This is a genomic window from Paenibacillus sp. EKM212P, assembly GCF_011066115.1.
GTDB lineage: Bacteria > Bacillota > Bacilli > Paenibacillales > Paenibacillaceae > Paenibacillus > Paenibacillus polymyxa_B.
Window position 1 is genome coordinate 87,811 of the sequence record NZ_JAAMNR010000005.1, and the last position, 19,010, is coordinate 106,820.

The window sequence follows — 19,010 nt, forward strand, 5'->3', positions numbered from 1 at the left end:
ATATAGGAACTAAAAAAGCTCCTTACCCTAAATGAGGGTAAGGAGCTTTTTTACTGTACTCAGGTTCGTGTTCTGAATAAGGTACTGGCTCTATGGGGTTATACTAAGCCTGAAATGGCACGGATATTATTGCTGATAAGGTGGCAAGAGGCGTCGAACTTCGCTTGTTCTTCCGGACTTAGCTCCAGCTCGATGACCTCTTGGATTCCTCTGCTGCCGATAATCGCCGGAACGCCCGTGCAGACATCGGTGTGCCCGTACTCGCCGTCCAATACAGCAGAGACCGCTATAATTTTACCATCATCATTTAAAATGGAACGGGTAATGTACGCCAGCGCATTGGCAATACCAAAATAAGTGGCGCCTTTGCGGGTGAAGATCTCCCAGCCTGCATCCCGAGTTTTACGGGCAATGTCGTCCAGATCGACGTGGCTGAATCGTTCCTTATGCTGACGCAAAATGTGCAAGAGCGGCTTGCCGCCAATCGTGACGTGTGACCAGGCAACGAATTGGGATTCACCATGCTCCCCAAGAGCATACCCTTGCACGCTGCGCGGGTCTATGGAAAACACTTCGGAAAGCAACGTCTTAAGTCGGGATGAGTCAATGGAGGTGCCCGTGCCGATCACCTTGTTGCGCGGCAGACCGGATATACTTTGTACCATATACGTTACAATGTCGACAGGATTAGCGGCAATGACGAATATACCGTCGAAGCCACCCTCCATAATCGCTGTTACAATCTCTCTGGTAATAAGCACTGCGTCGTCCAGCACAGATAGGCGGTCTTGCCCCGGTTTAGGGTTGGCTCCAGCTGTTATAATCACAACGTCCATATCCGTGCAGTCTGCATACGTGCCGGCACGCACCTTGGTACGTGTGGACGTAAAATCCATACAATGGGACAGATCCAGTGCATGGGCCAAAGCCCGATCATACGTGCGGTCAATCATCATGATCTCATCACAAATGGACTGATTAACCATTGAGTAGGCACAGCTCGAACCGACCATTCCCGCGCCGACAATAGCTACTTTCCTTGCCTTCCCCTTCATCTATGTTGCCTCCTCGTTCCAGCGAACGTTAATATGCTACAAATTATGCCTGAAATACATTTTACGTTACATAACATAACATATTGCTGATCTTTTGAAAATATCCATTTTTTTGCCTCCATTCCGGGAAATTAAAAATAAACTGTGAATAGGGCTGTTTCTTAGGATTACTTATAGAATGAACGTGAATTATCAATACTTTTACTGGAAGATAGGAGAGCATGTTTCAATTTATTTTTAAGGTGACTTCTGTGTAAATTATAACCTGAACTATGTTTATGGAAGGAATAGTGCCATGGAAATAATGAAAGTATGACATTTATGTGACGTTCTTTAAAGAGTTTCAAGGACATACAGAACGGAAGTATGCTCTGCAATGTCGTTTCTTGTATATCTACAAATATTCCGTTATGACAAAGGTTCTTAGCAGTCTGCAATATTAGAACATTTTTGCCAAAGGGTTTCCAATGGATTTCGCGAATTCTACATATACAAGCTTATTTCTTTCCATACCATCCGGGGAGGTAATGATTAAATGGAAGAAAGCAAATCGACGACGGAAGCAGCAAAACAGTTGGGAATCGGGGCGAGTACCCTTCGTAAATATGCAGCGGCGCTGGAGGAGCAGGGGTATGTGTTTCAGCGTTCCGCGAATCAATCAAGGATGTTCAGTGCTGATGATGTTGAGTGCTTGAAGGTGATGCGGAGGGCGTTGCGTGAGCAGCATATGACGATGGAGCAGGCGGTTCAGGTGGTCCTTGAGAGAGTGACCGCTCCCTTTCAAATGGATGATGAAGAATTCCGATTGCCACCCATCTCGGATGCTGAGTCACTAACCGCAACCTGGGAAGAAATAATGGCGGCGGCTGAGGGCAGGGAAGAGACGGTCATGCAGGCGCAAGCAGCTGCTACGGTAGAACTGACAGAGTTACAGGATGAAATGAATGCTCAGGAACCGTCAGAGGAACCCATGCAGCTACAGTCGCAGGAAGAGTTGCAGACTTTGGAACCAACCATTGAGTATAGATTGGAGCAAGCACCTGTATCCGTACAAACGCGGGAGTCCGTAGAGCCGCAAGAACTGGCGCAGATGCAGGACATGGTGCAAACCGCTTTGTTGGAAATGCGGAGCCGTTTGGAGGAGCTGGAAGCAGAGCACAGTCGTTTGATGGAAAAGAATATCAGCCTGTCTAACCAACTGGAGGATCAAAAACGCTGGATGAAAGAAAAGGTTGACGAGGAACGAGATCGGCAGCTAATTACTAATTTGCGTACCTACCAGGGCAGGCAACGCAAATCGCGTGGTTCGTTGTTGTCCTGGCTTGGTCTGACACCGCGCAGACGCAGAGAGGCATAACCAGCATCTTTTCTGATAAAGACCATCAGACCTTCCCGGTTCTGATGGTCTTTTATCGTGGATGGTATAATAACGGAATACAAGAATACGAGAACAAGCCGTATAAGAAACGTTGCTGCGGCATGTAGAGGAAAGGATATAAATATGTTTGCTTGGTTGCGAAACGCATATGAATCATGGATGGATTATCCGAAACAGCCTGGCGATTTACTGAGCGGACGTTATGATGTTCGTTCACTTTTAGGCATGGGGAGCTATGGTCTAACCTACCTCTGTCTGGATCGGCACAGCGGACAAGAGGTGGCAGTGAAAATGCCCAGACCGAGCAAACGGGCGAAGGCAGTTCAGCTATTGCAGCGCGAGGCTCATATTATGCGGCAGATGGAACACCCCTATATTCCGAAGCTGCTCGAAATTGTCGAACATTCGAACGGAATAGTTGTGGTTATGGAATACATCTCCGGCATGACGTTGGAGGAGCTTATATTTGAACAGGAGCGTTCCTTTACGGAACAGGAATGCATTGTCTACATTTTGGAGTTAATGGAGCGAGTTCTGCATGTGCATGAACGGGGCTATATCCATCGGGATATCCGCATTCCCAATGTGATTCACCGCGAGGGGAAGCCTTACCTGATCGACTTTGGTCTTGCTCTGGCGATGGGAGAGCGACAGGAAGATGTATTTACCGAATCCATGCTGGAAAAGCGCGCACCTGAGCGACAAGATGTCGCCGTCTACAGCGATTTGTACGATGTCGGACATTTAATGCTTTTTATGCTGTATAGCAGTTACGAGCCTCAGCCAGATCAACCGCCAGCAAGCTGGCAGGAAGAATTGAAACTGAGTTCACCTGTGCGTCAAATGCTGGAGCGTCTTTTTCAGATTCGGCCACGTTATGAGAATAGCCGACAGTTTATGCAAGAGCTGGAGGAAGCATTGTTGCTGCTTGAGATTAACCCATAGATAGTCCCTAAAAATAAACAGGCATTCGCCGCAAAAATGGGGGAATGCCCCCCTTACGCATTTGACTAGGTCTACATACAATGATTCTGTAAATGAGCGAAGGGAGTGTTGTAAATGAGTCATATGTGTGGAGTAGGCGGTATGGGTTGCGGCGTAGGAGCATGGACCTCTGTAGGAGCGATTCTGGTTCTGTTTATTTTGCTGGTGATCATCTCTAAAACCCTGTTTCTGTAATTTCGGTCATAACCGATTTCCTGTAAAATGCACAGATGTTGCCCTGCATAACGAAGGGCGCACAACAATAAAGCGAAGGCCCTTGAGATAAGAAGGGTCTTCGCTTTAGTTACGCTCTATTCCGTCGCTACTTCTTGTTGTTTGGCTAAGAACTGGAGTGATGACGGCGTTTATCTTTGTAATATCGGTGCCCATTGTGGCTATTCTTGTAACCGTCTGAAGAAGAATGGTGTTTACGTTCACGTTCGTAATAATGGTCTGAGCTGCTGTATCGCCGCTTATGAGAATGAGAGGTGGAATGTAGCAGGCGGTGCAGTAATTGTTTAAGCATCGTCTAATCCTCCTTCTTACCCTGCCCAACTGACATAGACAGGTTTTTATAAAAAGGTAATACGCAGCAGCGTTAGAACAGGTTCCACTAATTTAAGATTGTAGGGACTTGGCCTGAAATTCCGCAATATCCTTGAACTCTTCTTCGAATTTACGTGAAATGCGGATATAAATCGGTAGTAAATCGCGATAAATATCCACGTGTTCTGCTACAGGTTTGTGCTGGTGAGTGGTACCGATCATACCGGACACAGCATCCAGCGAATCAATCCGTCCCAGTGCGTACAAGCCCAGAATAGCTGCGCCCAGACATGAGCTTTCCAGACTTTCGGGGATAATGACTTCCTGATCGAAAATATCCGCCATGAGCTGTCTCCATAGCTCCGAGCGTGCAAATCCACCAGTGGCGTGAATGACTGACGGTCTGTCGATGACTTCTTCCATGGCGAGCATGACGGTATACAAATTGAACAGCACACCCTCCAGAGCGGCGCGAATCATATGCTCTTTTTTGTGACGCAGGGACAGACCGAAGAAGGAGCCGCGAGCATTTGGGTCCCACAGGGGCGCACGTTCACCGGATAAGTATGGAAGAAAGAGCAGACCGTCGGAGCCAGGACGTACCTGTTCCGCAATTTGGGTCAGCACATGATATGGATCAAGTCCCAGTCGTTTGGCCGTTTCCACCTCGGAGGCTGCAAATTCATCCCGGATCCAGCGGAAGACTATACCTCCATTGTTCACCGGGCCGCCGATGACCCACAGCTTTTCGGTTAAGGCGTAACAGAAAAAGCGCCCTTTGGCATCCGTGAGCGGCTTATCAACTACGGTACGGATGGCTCCGCTGGTGCCGATGGTAACCGCGACAACTCCAGGTTTGATCGCATTCACACCGAGGTTGGACAAGACACCGTCGCTGGCCCCGATCACAAAAGGAGTCGTCTTCAGTAGACCCATGTCATGCGCATAGGTCTCATCCAGCCCTTTAAGCACATGAGTTGTCGGCACCAGCTCGGATAGCTGCTCCTTCGTCACACCTGCAAGGTGCAGTGCTTCCTCATCCCAGTCCAGCTGCTGCAAATTCATAAGTCCGGTTGCAGAGGCAATCGAGTGGTCCACGACATATTGGTGGAATAACCGGGCAAAAACGTACTCCTTAATGGAAATGAATTTATACGTCTGGGCCGCAATATCCGGTAAATCCCGTGTAATCCACATCAGTTTCGTTAGCGGTGACATGGGATGAATGGGCGTTCCGGTACGTAAGTAAATGTCGTGTCCGTTGTATTCATGTTTGAGCGCTTCGGCCCATTTGGCGCTACGGTTATCTGCCCAAGTGATGGAGGCGGTCAGTGGTTTGCCGTTCTTATCCACCGCCAGTACACTGTGCATGGCCGAACTAAAGGAGACGAACAGCACATGCTCGGCTGACACTCCGCTTTGTTTCATGACCTCTTGCACCGTCGTCACGACAGCTTTGAAAATATCTTCCGGGTCCTGTTCTGCCGCATCCGGCTCAGGTGTATGGAGCGGATAGCCCACATGGTGCTGGGCGGCAATATTGCCGTTTTCTTCGAAAAGCACCGCTTTGGTACTGGTTGTGCCGATATCGACGCCGATCATATATCGGGTGTCTGTCATATTTAATCTCCCCTTCACTTACCGTTATTAGCTCATTATCGTTAAATTAACACACTCAGCAGCATAATCAAACCGAAAGCGACCAGGGAGAGGATGGTTTCCATAACGGTCCATGATTTTAGAGTCTGCGGAACCGTCATATTGAAAAACTCTTTAATCATCCAAAAACCGGCGTCATTCACATGAGACAAGATCAGCGACCCGGCTCCTGTAGCAAGGACGACCAGTTCGACATTCGCGCCGGGAGTAAGTGCCAGCACAGGTGCGACAATACCGGAGCCTGTCGTCATCGCGACTGTCGCTGATCCAGTGGCTACACGAATGAGCGCAGCGACCAGAAAAGCAAATACAATCACATTCATATGGGCTCCTGTAGCGACCGCTGCAATGGCCTGACCTACACCGCTGTCGATCAATACCGTTTTAAATGCACCGCCGCTCCCGATAATTAAGATAATAGAGGCTGTTGGTGCCAGACATTCACTGGTAAAACGGGACAAGTCCTCTTTCTTTAGACCACGTGCATAGCCTAGCGAGAAAAAAGAGAACACAGCCGCAATCAGCAATGCCATAACCTCATCACCAATGAATTTGAAAAATACAGTGAGCGGATGTGTATTGGCCGGGTCTACGATTTCAGCGACTGATCCGCTAAGCATTAGAATAACAGGCAACAAAATGGTGAACAAAGTAATCCAAAAAGGAGGCAACGACCGTCCCGTCGTATTTCTGAACTGCTCGTCCAGCCTCTCGGAAGGTCTGACCATGATTCTTTTGCCAATCCAAGCGCCGAAGACCGGGCCTGCAATAATGGCGGATGGAATGCCCACGATGAGTGCATATCCTATCGTGCGTCCAATATTGGCGTTAAAGGCTTCAATCGCGATCATCGGAGCCGGGTGGGGCGGTAAAAGGCCGTGTACCGTCGATAGTCCTGCCAGCATTGGAATACCGATTTTCAGCAGAGACATATTCATTTTACGGGCAACCGTGAACAGGATGGGAATTAATAAAATAATACCAACCTCAAAAAATACTGGAATACCCACGATAAAGCCTACGATCATCATCGCCCAATGAACGCGTTTTTCACCAAAACGATCCATCAGTGTGGTCGCGATGCGTTCGGCACCGCCGGATTCTGCCATCATTTTACCGAGCATGGTGCCTAAACCGATCACGATGGCGATGGAGCCGAGCGTACTGCCGAGCCCCTTGGTGATGGAGGCAGTAACTTCATGTCCCGGCATCCCGTTAACCAGTCCGAGAAATACCGACGAAAGCAGCAGTGAAACGAAGGGATTCCATTTGAATTTGGCAATCAGCAAAATCAAAAGAATGACGGTAACTAGCGCCCATATGAGCAGGGACGCGTTATGACTCAAGCCGAGTAATGTGTTCATGAAGTAATGCCTCCTTATTCATATATGTGTAGCTAAATGTATACTTGTCGACAACTTTAATGTAAAAGAGAACCGCGCCAGCAAGAAACGCATGAAGCGCGGTACATCGGTTCTTTGTCACGCATGTTGCGGCTAGGACGACGTCTTTCTGTAGGGAGACAGGACGCTGTCGTTAACCGCGTTGCGGGTATCTCGGTAATGATCCTCAATAAATCCCGATAACTCCTGAGCATTCCCTTGACTTAAAGCGTTTGCAAAGGTTCGATGTTTGTGAATCGTGACTTGTGATTCTTCGATGTTAGACGCAAATCGTTGTTCTGTCGCAGCTAACATGACCGTCAGGATTAGCTGTCTCATACCGTTCCAGGTATGAAGAATACGGGTATGGCCTGCTTCCAGAACCAGAGCCTCATGAAAATTAAAATCCTGAAGAGAAAATTCAACGACATCCCTGTACTTGAGAGCGACTTCCATTTTGTCAATCATCTGATTCAAAACAGTCACCAATGTGGCATTATCACTATGTACATACCTTTGTACAACAAAATGCTCAATCAGCATTCGCACATCGAATAGCTCCTCCATATCACTGGGTGTCATGCCAACGACAATCGCACCCATGCGCTCTAAACGGATCAGTCCTTCGCTCGAGAGTGCCTTCAAGGCTTCACGCACCGGAGAACGACTGGTACCAAAATCGGCAGCAATCTGATTCTCAGATAGAACAGTGCCTGGCGTCTGAATACCCCGTATAATCTGAAGCCGAAGTTCACAAGCAATCCTTTCCCCAAGCGATGCGCCCTGTAACCAGGTTGTTGGATATTTCATAGGATACTCCTATCTTGGAAATAATTTTGCATACTGGTATACAAGTTATGGAATATTATATACCCCGTTTAAGATCCTTGTAAACGGTGTCAGTTGACATCGGTTCCATTTCGCTGCTTTTAGCGTTACAATAGAAGCAGAAAAAAGAAACAGTGAAAAGTGGAACGAACACGGAAAAGAAGGAGACCGTTTAATGATTATCATTAAAACCAAAGAACAAATTGAAAATATGAAAAAAGCTGGAGACATTTTGGCTGCTTGCCACCGGGAAATTGCCAAAATGATCAAGCCAGGCATTACGACACTGGAAATTGACGCCTTTGCGGAATCCTTTATGAAGAAGCATGGCGCAACACCGGAGCAAAAGGGCTATAACGGCTATCAGTTTGCAACTTGTGGCTCACCTAACGATGTGATTTGCCACGGCTTTCCGAATAAGACACCGTTGAAGGACGGGGACATCGTGACGATCGACATGGTTGTGAACCTGAATGGCTGGCTGGCAGATTCCGCTTGGTCGTATGCGGTGGGTAATGTGTCTGAGCAGGCGCAAAAGCTACTGGATGTTACCAAGGAATCGCTGTATAAAGGGATTGAGCAAGCCGTTATCGGTAACCGGATCGGAGATATTTCCCATGCGATACAAACCTACGCGGAAGCGGAAGGCTTCTCGGTCGTACGCGAATTCATTGGGCATGGCATCGGGGAAGAAATGCATGAGCAACCGCAAGTTCCTCATTATGGACCTCCGCATCGTGGACCACGCTTGAAAGAGGGCATGGTCATTACAATTGAGCCGATGCTCAATACAGGCACATACCGCAGTAAAATTGATGCGGACGGCTGGACCGCACGCACGTTGGACGGCGGCTTGTCTGCGCAATACGAGCATACGCTGGCCATTACAGCAGATGGTCCGATCATTTTGACCCAGCAATAAAAGCAGGCACCCCTCGGGAGCATACAGACTACCGTGGTGATGGGCTAGACATATTACAGAAAAGGGGCTGTCCAGAGGACAGTCCCTTTTGCTACGTGCATTCTATAAAAGTCTAGTACATGCGGGGAATAAAAGTTCACCTCTAAAAAACCGATTTTGGCCAAAAGGCGAATATCAGTTTTTTTCGTTTCATGAGTGCCATGCCAACATTTTAACGAAAATGTACGCTATGCCTTCAGAGTGACCAGCATAGTTCTGATAGATGTAGTGCTCCACCGTTGCTAACTATTCTACACGTGTGTTTATTTTCTAGGCTATCGCTAACGGGATACGTTAAGTGTGTGATTATGAATCTTCTATATAGTACTAAAATATCAATAATTTGAATCCAAATTCATAAGAATGAAATGAAAAAATTTCCTTTATTACACACTTAGCCTCTACCATATTTTGCAGTAATTGTTTGTTCATTGTTATATGAATTATTTTTTTTGCTCTAATAGAACTATTTCAACTTTTTTCCTTAATGTCGATGTAATTTAGGGTCACAAAAGCGTATTCCTTTAGGAAGATGGAGATCAACTCGCTAAAACGAAAAGCATGTAGGTTGCGAATCAGAATTATCTTAGGGGAATATCAGTCACATCTTAAGTCTTGCGATTACAAGCAGCAAGATATAAACATTAGGAGGATAACCAATATGAATTCATTCAAGAAAACGAAGAGCTTGATCAGCGTCCTGACCGGGGCTGCATTATTATTCTCGCTACCAATGACGGCAGGCGCGGAGAGCAATATCAACTATACTGGCATGTTCCTGGGCTATGACGGAAGTGTAAACACCAGTCCTGTCTGGACCTACAACCCTGACATCGTCTCCTATGATCTGCTGAACTGGAACCAGGGAGGAACCGATGCAGCCTCCATTACCTCCAATAGCGTCTCCGCCATCCAAGCCTTGGGGAAAATCGTCACCGTTTCCACCCACATGCCCAATCCGCAGGGTGGAAATGTAAATGCCCCGATGTCTGATTCCGATTTCGAGATCTTGGCTAATACAGACATTTCATCCATCAATTCGTCCAGTCCCGCATGGCTGCAAAATTATAAGGCCCAGGTTGACAATGTAGTGACCGGCCTGCAAAAGTTTAACTCATCCCCCGTTTACTACAGACCCTTCCATGAAATGAACGGAGGCTGGTTCTGGTGGGGAGGCAAAAACACGACGGACTATAAGAACCTGTACATCAATCTGTACAATTACATCGTGACGACCAATGGCATGTCCAACGTCAATTTTGTCTATGCCCCTAATAAAGGAGCCAACGCGGCTGCTTATTACCCCGGCTCCAGCTATGTCACCTGGATTGGCATCGACGCCTACAGCGACGATCCGTCCAATGACAATGAAATCAAGATGGCTTACAATGACATCAAGGGACTTGGCAAAACTTATGGCTTCTGCGAAATTGGACCAGCCGTGGGTGGCGACCATGTGGATCGCAACAATAATCAGCTCAAGGAATTCGATTATTCGCTTTGGAACAAGGCACTGAATGAAATCTACACTGGAGCAAGCTTCTTTATCACCTGGGACGGCGCTTATGCTCCGCAGAACAACACAAACGGCAGCGCGCTGTTTACAAAGCAGAGCTCCCAGTAAGTGCCTGGCGCCAATGTAGCCTCCGATAGACTAAAAAGACCGAAAAGACCAAAAAGACACGGCTCCTGTTGGGAGAACGTGTCTTTTTGGTCTATACAGCAACATGCGAGCATGCATGTTAAAAAACCGTTTGTCAGATCCGAACTTCCGTCTCGTTCGGAACGAACTGACGATATTGGAAATACATACGAAGCCGCCAGTGTAACAAGGTCCCGAAGGCTAGGATGAAAAATAGCCCTGCTGTCTGCGGAATGGTAATGTAATGCTGAATAAATTCATGCAGCAGCAATCGGACGATCAGCAGGCTGATCAGGATAAAAAAGAAGGTACGTGAGCGTTGGACGAAAACCAGCCCTTCTTGCGATTCAAATTTGGTGCTGCGGATCAACGGGTAAGAAAAAATAAACCAGCCGACCAGAAAAGCGCCCAGCGCCCAAAGCCAGGGAACCCGTACTTCCGGCACCACAAACATCATAAAACCGGTGCTCATGCCGAGCGGAGGAATGATGATTTTTTTGGCATTAATCGGGCGATGACCTGTCTTCATACGGATGAAAATAGCCGAAATAGCGATTACGATCATACCGAAGGTTGCGCCATATTGCAGCAATGGGGTGCTAATATGAAACATGGACTGGCCCCCTCTATAAGGAATATAAGCGTTATTGGACAGACTGCAAACCTTTTACATTATACCACATATGCAATGGATATATTTAGTTACAGTCTTTCCTCTGGCAAGCGTATTATACGCCTCTTGGTGGTAACGGGTCCTATAATTAGGTCTCTTTCATACTTATGCGAGTTCCTTTGCTTGTACCTCTCCTTGAGCTGATTTTTTCTCCTGACGCATGATATAACCCATGGCTGCAATAATAAGGATAAAAGCGATCAGTGCGAGAAAAGGAATGGTAATAAAATCGAACCAGTTCAGGTAATCCTGTTCACAGGATACTCTACCGCAGGAAGTTGAAGTTTGCGCAGCTGCTTTGGCGGCTGCATGGATGCGCTGAATGATAAAATGATAGGCTGAAATTGCGCCTCCAATGATAGCCAACGGCATGACGTAACGACGTATCCCCGAATCCCCTCGAAAATAGGCGATCCCGAGCAGAAGGGTCAGGGGATACATCAGAATGCGCTGAAACCAGCACAGCTTACAAGGCTCATACCCCAAAATCTCGCTGAGATACAGACTGCCCAAAGTTGCCACACAAGCTACAACCCAGGCGGCAAACAAAGCAATATCCGTTTTTTTAAAAGATCCAATCATAGTAACGCTCCTTTTTTAATTCAAATGAGAACAAAATGAACTCACCCGTGTCTTGTCCCATCGGCAGGCATCTGCCGATTGTATGTCTTAATCCGTATTGTACTGTATTTTGAGTGCAGGGTCATACTTAAACATATTGACATCATTCACTATCATTTTTATAATTGCAGTAGTTTGGGAAGTTAATGAGGATTCAAGTTAGATATATATTTAGAAATTAGGAGTGTGCCTAGAATGTCGAGCAGTCCAAAAAATGAAACTCTATCTACTATTAGTGAAAGACACGCGGTAAAGAGCTATGTTAAGGATTTTAAATTGCCAGAGGAAGATTTGGAGGCTATTTTGACTGCGGCGATAGAAGCTCCTTCCGCTTGGAACCTTCAACACTGGAAATTCCTTGTCATCGAAAGCGAAGCGGACAAACAAAAATTGCTACCTATCGCCTACAATCAGGGTCAAGTAGCGGAAAGTTCCGTTACGATTGCCGTATTGGGTGATTTGGAAGCGAACCGCAACACCGTCATTTATGATCAAGCGGTAGAAGCAGGCGCACTGCCAGCGGAAATCCGTGACGCATTGGTAGGTCAAATCAACGGCGCATACCAAAACCCGCAAGTAGCTCGCGATGCAGCCATCCTGAACTCTGCTCTTGCAGCACAAAATATTATGCTGGCTGCTAAATCTCTGGGTTACGACACTTGCGCAATGGGCGGTTTCATTCCAGCACAATTGATCGAGCAATTCAATATTCCAGCACGTTACCTGCCAACCCTGCTTATTAGCGTAGGTAAGGCACAAGTGCCAGCGCGTCCATCAGGACGTTTTCCACTTTCTGAAGTTGTTGTAAAAGGCAGCTTCTAAGAAGATTTGTGAATAAAAAGGGTGTTCCTGCAACCGTTCGTGGTTGGGAACACCCTTTTTTACGTTGTGTTAGGCTATTAAAATTCCTGTTGTCAGCCCTTTGTTTAGTCCGATCGTTTGGACACAAGATAAACCAGCTCCAGCGTCAGGATCGGTAGAAAGACAGAAGCCGGATAGGCCAGATAGCGCGGCTCCCATTGGGGCTTGAACTTATCCTTAAAGCGCCGAAGCCCCTGAAAACCGTAAAAATGTCCCCCGTATTGGAAAACAAGTCGAGCCAGCTTTTCCTCGCGTAATGCCTTTTCGCTTTGTCCTACCTGGGACAGCGGTGCCATTCCCAGATTAAATGTCGTATATCCACTCTCCTTGGCCCACTCAATGACCCGTGTGAATAAATAATCCATCGTGCCATTTGGCGTGTCAGGCAAGTGGCGCATCAGGTCAATGGAGACCGTCCGTCCATGATCGTAGGCAGGCGCCATCGTAGCGAAAGCGATGACCTTCCCTTCAGAGTCCTTTAGCAATGCAATCGGAGCCAACTGAAGATAGGGTTCTTTGAACCAGCCGAGTGAATATCCCTTCTCCTTGCGCCCGTCCAGCCAAATATTGGAAACATACCGCATCTCCTCAATCAGTGACGCCTCTAGAGGCGGTTGAATGATTTCGAATGAGTAGCCATCGCGGTCAAAGCGGTTTTTGGCGCTGCGTAGCGCCTGATTACTTTTGCCCGTCAGTGTGAAGGACTCCAGCGGCACCAGTGCTTCCTCGCCCAGTTTGAAAAAGCGATAGCCGTTCTCGTGATAGATGGACAAATACTCCGGCGAGGCCTGATAAAATACTGCCGTTAACGCATACCGATCTGCGAACCGCTGGAATTCCTGAATGGCTTCACTTACACGTTCTTTTGGACCGAGTGGGTCACCTAATACAATCAGTTTGTCCCGACTGCGAGCATAGGGAATGACGACCTGTTCATTTTTGGTCCAATACAGATATTTATCGCCCAAAAAAAGCATATGAGATACGAGATTACCACCCTGCCGTTCCAAAAATTCTTTTAGCTTATCCAGCTCTTGTTCGTCGGGTAAATTGGCGATGCTACGCTGAGGTCGAAGAAAGAAATACACCGTTAGGAATACCCATGCCAAAATTAGACTAAACACGGCGGTAACTCCGTAATCGCTGCGGTTCATAAAAAAGTCTAGATGGACCTTCGCATGCAAATGGCGCATAAAAGGAGTGTTGGAGCCTGCCCCAATGATAAAATAAGCCCCGGTTACGAGTAGAGATAGTCCACCCCATATTAAAATGTTGTGCCGATTCAGCGGAGCACTGACCCGATAAAACCGCGAACGCGAGATCCATAGCATTAACGCCACAAACAGTAGGAATAAGGCTTCTTCAAAATCCAGACCTTTAGTGAAGGTGAAAATAGCTCCTGTCAGCAGCAGTATCAATGTCAGTCGCAATGCTCTGCGAATACGCAGAGAGATTCCATGGGACAGGACGACAAGCATAATTCCGATGATGACTGAGATTTCATGCGACAAGCGCATGACGGGCAGGCTGAGCAAGTGCTCAGCAAAACGAAGCCGATATAACAGACCTGGCGTAGCTGCCGACAAAAGAAGCACCACGCCAGAGATGAGTACCAGCTTACCAAGCGCCCATACCCCTAGATCTGCCAAAAACCGAAATTGCCCAGGCCAGCCCCATACCTTCTGCCAGGCATTAAGGGAGTAGTCCCAACCCGTCTCAGCTAGCTGATTCAGGCGCTCGTTACGCGGAATCATTTCCAGCGCCGCTAATACCAAGCCGATGAGCCACGGGATGATGTAATAAAAGACGCGAAAGACCAGCAGCACAGCCAGTGCCCGATCTGGGTTGGCTCCCGCCATTTGCAGCCCGAGCAGGGCAATGATGTCGAATGCCCCGACCCCTCCGGGTGCAAGACTGATCAACCCGGCAATCGCGGCTATCACATAAATGCCGAACACAGCATGGATCGGAAGTTCATGGAGCAAGTGCGAGCCGATCCATGCAAAGGTAAGGCCAGCCAGCAGCCATTCCAGCAGAGAAGCACTAATGGAAGCGGAGATAGTGGACCAGGAAAGCTGTCCTTCTCCCTTGTTGAACCATGTGGAGTACCGTTTGGAGCGCTGCATGATCAGAAATAGCGGCAGGTACAATGCCATTCCCCACAGCGCCCAATGAAGCCAAGGATGAGCATCCAGCACAGGCTGTACCGGATACAAATGGACAATGGCCCCCCAAGCCAGCAAAGATAGACCGGTAATGACGACCGGCGAAAGAAACACGACGGCAGAGGTGATGACACCTAACGGAACACCGCTTTTTTTATACAGTACGGTGCGAAGTCCCGCTCCTGTAAAGCCTGCAAAACCAAAGACATTATTGAAGGTATTGGAGATCCAGGCGTAGCGAAATGTCGTCCCAGGCTTGACCTGAAGCTTGAAATGATGCCTGATTACGTAATCGTAGGCGCTCATAGCCGCCACGGCAGCCAGTGAGAACAAGCCAATTTCGATGAGAAACGTGGCATCCATTCGCCGCAGCTCATGAAACATACGCGCCAGATTAAAGTCATTTAGTTCTCGTCCGGCCTCCCATATAATAAAAGCCAGTACAGCCAACGGTAGCAGAATACGTGTCAATCGCTGCCTGTAGATGGTCATCAAGAACTGTACGATTTTAAAGGATTGGGTCGGTTTGTGATTTGACTTCATAGATTCACCTGCTTGAAAAGAATGAGATATACACGAAATAAAGTAATTAGAAATCATGCCCAATGAACATTACTATACATTATACCTACAATAATCGCTTGAATAACAACAGAAGGGTTACGAAATGGGATTTCCGATTGATTGCTGTAAATAATTCCAATATAATGATGGAAAACCTAGTGAATTGCTTGGCAATGGAGCTGAACTGGACATGAGTATATGGGACCGCAATCTTTTCATACGTCGCCTGGAGTTGATATGGCCTCCAGATGCTGACGAGAGCCAATATCCGTTTAACTTAAAAGCCCTGCACCAGTGGAACGAACTGAAATTCCATCCTTCCGTCACCTATATTATTGGAGAAAATGGCGTAGGTAAATCGACGCTTATGGAGGCAATCGCGGTCGCGTGGGGATTTAATCCAGAGGGCGGTACTAAAAATTTCAATTTTTCTACCCAAGCCACGCATTCCTCGCTGCATGAGCATATCCGGCTGGTGAGAGGGATAGAAAAACCGAGGGATGGTTTCTTTTTCCGAGCGGAGAGCTACTATAATGTGGCGACTCATATCGACGAGCTGGATCGCGAAGGTGGAGGCCCACCGATTCGAAACTCCTACGGGGGCAAATCGCTGCATGAGCAGTCGCATGGCGAGTCTTTTTTTGCTGCCTTTGTGCATCGGTTTGGAGGACAAGGATTGTATATTTTGGATGAACCGGAGGCTGCGTTATCACCTTTGCGCCAGATGGCCATGCTTGCACGGATTCATGAGCTGGTGCAGCAGGGCTCGCAGTTTATCATTTCTACTCATTCCCCTATTTTGATGGCTTATCCAGATTCCATCTTGTATCATCTGACACATGAAGGGATCGACACCCCGACGCTGGAGGAAACCGACCATTTTATCATTACGAAACAATTTCTGAATAACAAGGAAAAGATGATACAGGAGCTATTCGAAGATCCACAATAAGGATCGTAGGGATCGCCAGATCGTTCCAGAGATTTACCCTGGTCGTTCGTTATGAGAGGGACAACATCGCCATTTCAGGTTGTTCCTTTTTGCTGTACTGCTAAAGGAAAGATTCAGGGTTATCGGAAGTATTTTATGATTGTTATTTGTCTCACACTCTATTAATATAATGGAGAGTTTTGCTGAAATGGTTGCAAAATAAGATTTTCGTATACGAAATAAAGAACCTGAGGAGGACAAAACGCTACATGTCAGATTCACAACAGTTGAAAATGGGGCCGCTGGTCATTTTGATGATTAATATGTTTATTGCCATGCTGGGGATTGGCCTCATTATTCCGATCCTTCCCAAGTTTATGAGCTCCTTGGGAGGTAGTGGTGAAACGGGTGGTTATTTGGTTGCCGTGTTTGGCTTAACCCAATTCCTGTTTTCGCCGCTAGCGGGAGAATGGTCCGATAAATACGGACGTAAAAAAATGATTATTATCGGTTTGGTAATCATGACGGCGTCTTCTGTATTGTTTGCGATGGGGGAATCGTTGACCATGCTGTATATCTCCCGTTTGTTGGGAGGTGCAGGGGCAGCTTTTATGATTCCTCCGATGATGGCCTATATTGCTGACATTACAACGGTCCACAATCGCGGTAGAGGAATGGGGTTGTTGGGTGCAGCCATGTCTCTTGGCTTTGTGATCGGTCCTGGTGTGGGCGGCTTGCTGGCAGATATCTCGATTCGTACGCCCTTATATGTTTCGGCGGCCGTATCGGGCGTAGCTGCACTGATTTCCTTGATTATGCTGCCCGAAACCTTGTCGCTGGAGAAACAGTTGAAGTTTCGGAATGTCAAGGCCAAACGGGATAATGTGATTAAACAGTTTGCCCTTTCTTTCCGCAAGCCTTACTTTATGCTGCTGATTATGATATTCACGTTAACCTTTGGATTGACGCATTTTGAAACGATGTTTCCTTTCTTCGTGACGGGCAAGTTTCATTACAATGAGCGTGATATTGCTATCATTATTACGGTAGGAGCACTGGTCGGAACCGTGATTCAAGCTGTGGTCATTAGCCCGATGTTGAATCGTTTTGGCGAAAAAGGCGTCATTATCGGTTCCTTCCTGTTTTCAGCGATTTCCCTTGTGCTTATGCTGCTCTCCGGCAACTTTTATTATGTACTCGGGGTATCGCTCATCTTCTTTACCGCTACGTCGTTGCTGCGGCCAGCCATTAATACTGCTTTATCCAAAATGGCGGGGGATGAGCAGGGAGTTGCAGCCGGCATGAACAATGCTTATATGAGTATTGGTAATATTCTAGGACCTGCGCTTGCGGGTACATTGTTCGAGGTGCATATCAATTTGCCATACATTTTTGGGGCAGTCATTCTCATTCTTAGTTTGGGGCTGGCTGTAAAATGGAATAGCAGAGATACGCAAACCACAGCGGTTTAATATTGTATTCTTCGTAAACTTAGTCTCTTTTGGAGTGAACTGTGACGTTCTTGTGAACCACAGTTGGCGCCGAAGGAGGCTATTTTTTTGCATATATCGCGAAACGTTAATGAAACAACAGAATCTTGGGTAATAATGCATGATGAGTTTACAACAAGACAAATAGTAGAGCTAAAAGTCAGATCATATGTAAAAAACAGCTAGAAGGAGATGAGAGCCGATGGAAGAGCGAAATGAGCAGTTATTTTATACAGGAACTTATGCGTCTCGTCAGGAAAGAGGAATATATGTATGTACTTTGCATGTGAACAATGGTGATCTGCGCATGGTTGGAGGTGTGGAAGGAATTGAAAGGCCTTCTTTTCTGGCGCTACATCCGGATGGGACGAAGCTGTATGCTGCCAGTGAAACAGAAGAAGGCGAGCTGTATGCATATCAGGTGAATGCCCAGACGGGGGAATTACACCCTTTGGATCGAAAAGGGACGGAGGGAGCGCATACTTGCTATGTTTCCGTAACAACCGATGGACGATATGTGCTGGCTTCCAACTATTCAGGCGGCAATGCCGTTGTGTTCCCTGCGACGGAAGCTGGAGGATTAGGAGACATGTCGGGGCAAGTTCAGCATACTGGCTCAGGTATTCGCCAGGACCGCCAGGATGCGGCACATCCGCATTCGATTATTCCAGATCCTTCAGGACAGTATGCCCTGGTATGTGATCTGGGACTGGATCAGATTGTGGTATACCGTTTGACAGAGGATGGAAAACTGGTGACCCATCGTGAGACAGATTTGCCACCTGGTTCTGGACCGCGTCATCTGGTTTTTCATCCTTCGCGTCCATATGCTTTTATCGCCAATGAGTTGAACAATACAGTCGCTGTATTTAGTTATAACGAACGTAATGGTGAGCTTACATTGATGCAAAGCCTGTCCACACTGCCAGAAGGCATTATAGATGTAGAAAATACAGCAGCCGATATTCGGATTACGCCCTGTGGACGCTTTTTGTATGTGTCAAACCGCGGCCATGACAGCATCGTGCTATACCATGTCGATCTGGACAGCGGCAAGCTGAAGACGGTGGAATGGGTGGAAACCTTGGGCAGCACACCGCGTAACTTCAACATCTTGTCCGGTTATCTGGTAGTGGCGAATCAGGATGGAAACAACATCGTATCCTTTGCCATCCATAGTGAGGATGGACGGCTGTCCCGAACGGGATATGTGCTGGAGGTTCCTTCACCTGTATGTATTGAACCTATACGCTAATCGCATAGCATGTGG

General features: G+C 47.2%; 17 protein-coding genes. 9 read left to right on the top strand and 8 right to left on the bottom strand.

The window, feature by feature from the left end; all coding sequences use genetic code 11:
• Positions 1-98 precede the first annotated feature (98 nt).
• A complete protein-coding gene (locus tag G9G54_RS15965) occupies positions 99-1,055 on the bottom strand; it encodes an L-lactate dehydrogenase (RefSeq protein ID WP_023986728.1) in 957 nt (318 codons plus the stop codon).
• Between the two features lie 535 nt (positions 1,056-1,590).
• Here G9G54_RS15965 and G9G54_RS15970 point away from each other — a divergent pair.
• The 3 genes from G9G54_RS15970 (at position 1,591) to G9G54_RS25725 (ending at position 3,612) form a co-directional block, all read left to right on the top strand.
• Positions 1,591-2,412: a MerR family transcriptional regulator gene (locus G9G54_RS15970; protein WP_165178816.1), complete on the top strand. Its 822-nt coding sequence runs from the start codon at positions 1,591-1,593 to the stop codon at positions 2,410-2,412.
• A 144-nt stretch (positions 2,413-2,556) separates the two neighbouring features.
• On the top strand, positions 2,557-3,378 hold the full coding sequence (locus tag G9G54_RS15975) for a serine/threonine protein kinase (protein WP_165178817.1): 822 nt from the start codon (positions 2,557-2,559) through the stop codon (positions 3,376-3,378).
• A 114-nt stretch (positions 3,379-3,492) separates the two neighbouring features.
• The gene (locus G9G54_RS25725) at positions 3,493-3,612 is read left to right on the top strand and encodes a hypothetical protein (protein WP_013369112.1); all 120 of its coding nucleotides are present in this window, start codon (positions 3,493-3,495) and stop codon (positions 3,610-3,612) included.
• 145 nt (positions 3,613-3,757) lie between these two features.
• On the opposite strand, the gene G9G54_RS15980 is transcribed toward G9G54_RS25725, so the two are convergent.
• The 4 genes from G9G54_RS15980 to G9G54_RS15995 all read right to left on the bottom strand — a co-directional run bounded on the left by G9G54_RS15980 (position 3,758) and on the right by G9G54_RS15995 (position 7,814).
• Positions 3,758-3,943: a hypothetical protein gene (locus tag G9G54_RS15980; protein WP_165178818.1), complete on the bottom strand. Its 186-nt coding sequence runs from the start codon at positions 3,941-3,943 to the stop codon at positions 3,758-3,760.
• A 92-nt stretch (positions 3,944-4,035) separates the two neighbouring features.
• Entirely contained in the window at positions 4,036-5,583 is a 1,548-nt protein-coding gene (gene gntK, locus G9G54_RS15985; RefSeq protein WP_165178819.1) for a gluconokinase, read from the bottom strand.
• A gap of 41 nt (positions 5,584-5,624) precedes the next feature.
• The gene (locus tag G9G54_RS15990; RefSeq protein WP_025722432.1) at positions 5,625-6,986 is read right to left on the bottom strand and encodes a GntP family permease; all 1,362 of its coding nucleotides are present in this window, start codon (positions 6,984-6,986) and stop codon (positions 5,625-5,627) included.
• Positions 6,987-7,118: 132 nt separating this feature from the next.
• The gene (locus G9G54_RS15995; RefSeq protein ID WP_165178820.1) at positions 7,119-7,814 is read right to left on the bottom strand and encodes a GntR family transcriptional regulator; all 696 of its coding nucleotides are present in this window, start codon (positions 7,812-7,814) and stop codon (positions 7,119-7,121) included.
• 193 nt (positions 7,815-8,007) lie between these two features.
• On the opposite strand from G9G54_RS15995, the gene map reads away from it, so the two are divergent.
• Positions 8,008-8,754 (top strand): type I methionyl aminopeptidase, encoded by a 747-nt coding sequence (map, locus tag G9G54_RS16000; RefSeq protein WP_023986734.1) that lies wholly within the window; start codon positions 8,008-8,010, stop codon positions 8,752-8,754.
• Positions 8,755-9,454: 700 nt separating this feature from the next.
• Complete coding sequence (locus G9G54_RS16005) at positions 9,455-10,417, top strand: glycoside hydrolase family 26 protein (RefSeq protein WP_165178821.1); 963 nt, start codon at positions 9,455-9,457, stop codon at positions 10,415-10,417.
• Positions 10,418-10,550: 133 nt separating this feature from the next.
• Here the strand turns inward: G9G54_RS16005 and G9G54_RS16010 are convergent, their stop codons facing one another.
• On the bottom strand, positions 10,551-11,048 hold the full coding sequence (locus tag G9G54_RS16010) for a CcdC family protein (RefSeq protein ID WP_069290935.1): 498 nt from the start codon (positions 11,046-11,048) through the stop codon (positions 10,551-10,553).
• A 165-nt stretch (positions 11,049-11,213) separates the two neighbouring features.
• Positions 11,214-11,690 carry a disulfide oxidoreductase gene (locus G9G54_RS16015; protein ID WP_053324504.1) on the bottom strand — a complete coding sequence of 159 codons (477 nt, stop codon included), beginning with the start codon at positions 11,688-11,690 and terminating at the stop codon, positions 11,214-11,216.
• 234 nt (positions 11,691-11,924) lie between these two features.
• Here G9G54_RS16015 and G9G54_RS16020 point away from each other — a divergent pair, with 234 nt between their 5' ends.
• Entirely contained in the window at positions 11,925-12,551 is a 627-nt protein-coding gene (locus G9G54_RS16020) for a nitroreductase family protein (RefSeq protein WP_069010781.1), read from the top strand.
• A gap of 104 nt (positions 12,552-12,655) precedes the next feature.
• Here G9G54_RS16020 and mprF read toward each other — a convergent pair whose 3' ends face one another.
• The gene (gene mprF, locus G9G54_RS16025) at positions 12,656-15,298 is read right to left on the bottom strand and encodes a bifunctional lysylphosphatidylglycerol flippase/synthetase MprF (RefSeq protein ID WP_165178822.1); all 2,643 of its coding nucleotides are present in this window, start codon (positions 15,296-15,298) and stop codon (positions 12,656-12,658) included.
• Positions 15,299-15,509: 211 nt separating this feature from the next.
• On the opposite strand from mprF, the gene G9G54_RS16030 reads away from it, so the two are divergent.
• The 3 genes from G9G54_RS16030 to G9G54_RS16040 all read left to right on the top strand — a co-directional run bounded on the left by G9G54_RS16030 (position 15,510) and on the right by G9G54_RS16040 (position 18,995).
• Positions 15,510-16,271, top strand: coding sequence for an AAA family ATPase (locus G9G54_RS16030; RefSeq protein WP_165178823.1), 762 nt, complete (start codon positions 15,510-15,512; stop codon positions 16,269-16,271).
• A gap of 248 nt (positions 16,272-16,519) precedes the next feature.
• The gene (locus tag G9G54_RS16035) at positions 16,520-17,722 is read left to right on the top strand and encodes an MFS transporter (RefSeq protein WP_165178824.1); all 1,203 of its coding nucleotides are present in this window, start codon (positions 16,520-16,522) and stop codon (positions 17,720-17,722) included.
• A gap of 220 nt (positions 17,723-17,942) precedes the next feature.
• On the top strand, positions 17,943-18,995 hold the full coding sequence (locus G9G54_RS16040) for a lactonase family protein (protein ID WP_165178825.1): 1,053 nt from the start codon (positions 17,943-17,945) through the stop codon (positions 18,993-18,995).
• Positions 18,996-19,010 lie beyond the last annotated feature (15 nt).

What these genes read in the sequence shown, in the direction of transcription:
- G9G54_RS15965 (WP_023986728.1), bottom strand. Translation starts at nt 1,055, where the DNA reads ATGAAGGGGAAGGCAAGGAAAGTAGCTATTGTCGGCGCGGGAATGGTC.
- G9G54_RS15970 (WP_165178816.1), top strand. Translation starts at nt 1,591, where the DNA reads ATGGAAGAAAGCAAATCGACGACGGAAGCAGCAAAACAGTTGGGAATC.
- G9G54_RS15975 (WP_165178817.1), top strand. Translation starts at nt 2,557, where the DNA reads ATGTTTGCTTGGTTGCGAAACGCATATGAATCATGGATGGATTATCCG.
- G9G54_RS25725 (WP_013369112.1), top strand. Translation starts at nt 3,493, where the DNA reads ATGAGTCATATGTGTGGAGTAGGCGGTATGGGTTGCGGCGTAGGAGCA.
- G9G54_RS15980 (WP_165178818.1), bottom strand. Translation starts at nt 3,943, where the DNA reads ATGCTTAAACAATTACTGCACCGCCTGCTACATTCCACCTCTCATTCT.
- gntK (WP_165178819.1), bottom strand. Translation starts at nt 5,583, where the DNA reads ATGACAGACACCCGATATATGATCGGCGTCGATATCGGCACAACCAGT.
- G9G54_RS15990 (WP_025722432.1), bottom strand. Translation starts at nt 6,986, where the DNA reads ATGAACACATTACTCGGCTTGAGTCATAACGCGTCCCTGCTCATATGG.
- G9G54_RS15995 (WP_165178820.1), bottom strand. Translation starts at nt 7,814, where the DNA reads ATGAAATATCCAACAACCTGGTTACAGGGCGCATCGCTTGGGGAAAGG.
- map (WP_023986734.1), top strand. Translation starts at nt 8,008, where the DNA reads ATGATTATCATTAAAACCAAAGAACAAATTGAAAATATGAAAAAAGCT.
- G9G54_RS16005 (WP_165178821.1), top strand. Translation starts at nt 9,455, where the DNA reads ATGAATTCATTCAAGAAAACGAAGAGCTTGATCAGCGTCCTGACCGGG.
- G9G54_RS16010 (WP_069290935.1), bottom strand. Translation starts at nt 11,048, where the DNA reads ATGTTTCATATTAGCACCCCATTGCTGCAATATGGCGCAACCTTCGGT.
- G9G54_RS16015 (WP_053324504.1), bottom strand. Translation starts at nt 11,690, where the DNA reads ATGATTGGATCTTTTAAAAAAACGGATATTGCTTTGTTTGCCGCCTGG.
- G9G54_RS16020 (WP_069010781.1), top strand. Translation starts at nt 11,925, where the DNA reads ATGTCGAGCAGTCCAAAAAATGAAACTCTATCTACTATTAGTGAAAGA.
- mprF (WP_165178822.1), bottom strand. Translation starts at nt 15,298, where the DNA reads ATGAAGTCAAATCACAAACCGACCCAATCCTTTAAAATCGTACAGTTC.
- G9G54_RS16030 (WP_165178823.1), top strand. Translation starts at nt 15,510, where the DNA reads ATGAGTATATGGGACCGCAATCTTTTCATACGTCGCCTGGAGTTGATA.
- G9G54_RS16035 (WP_165178824.1), top strand. Translation starts at nt 16,520, where the DNA reads ATGTCAGATTCACAACAGTTGAAAATGGGGCCGCTGGTCATTTTGATG.
- G9G54_RS16040 (WP_165178825.1), top strand. Translation starts at nt 17,943, where the DNA reads ATGGAAGAGCGAAATGAGCAGTTATTTTATACAGGAACTTATGCGTCT.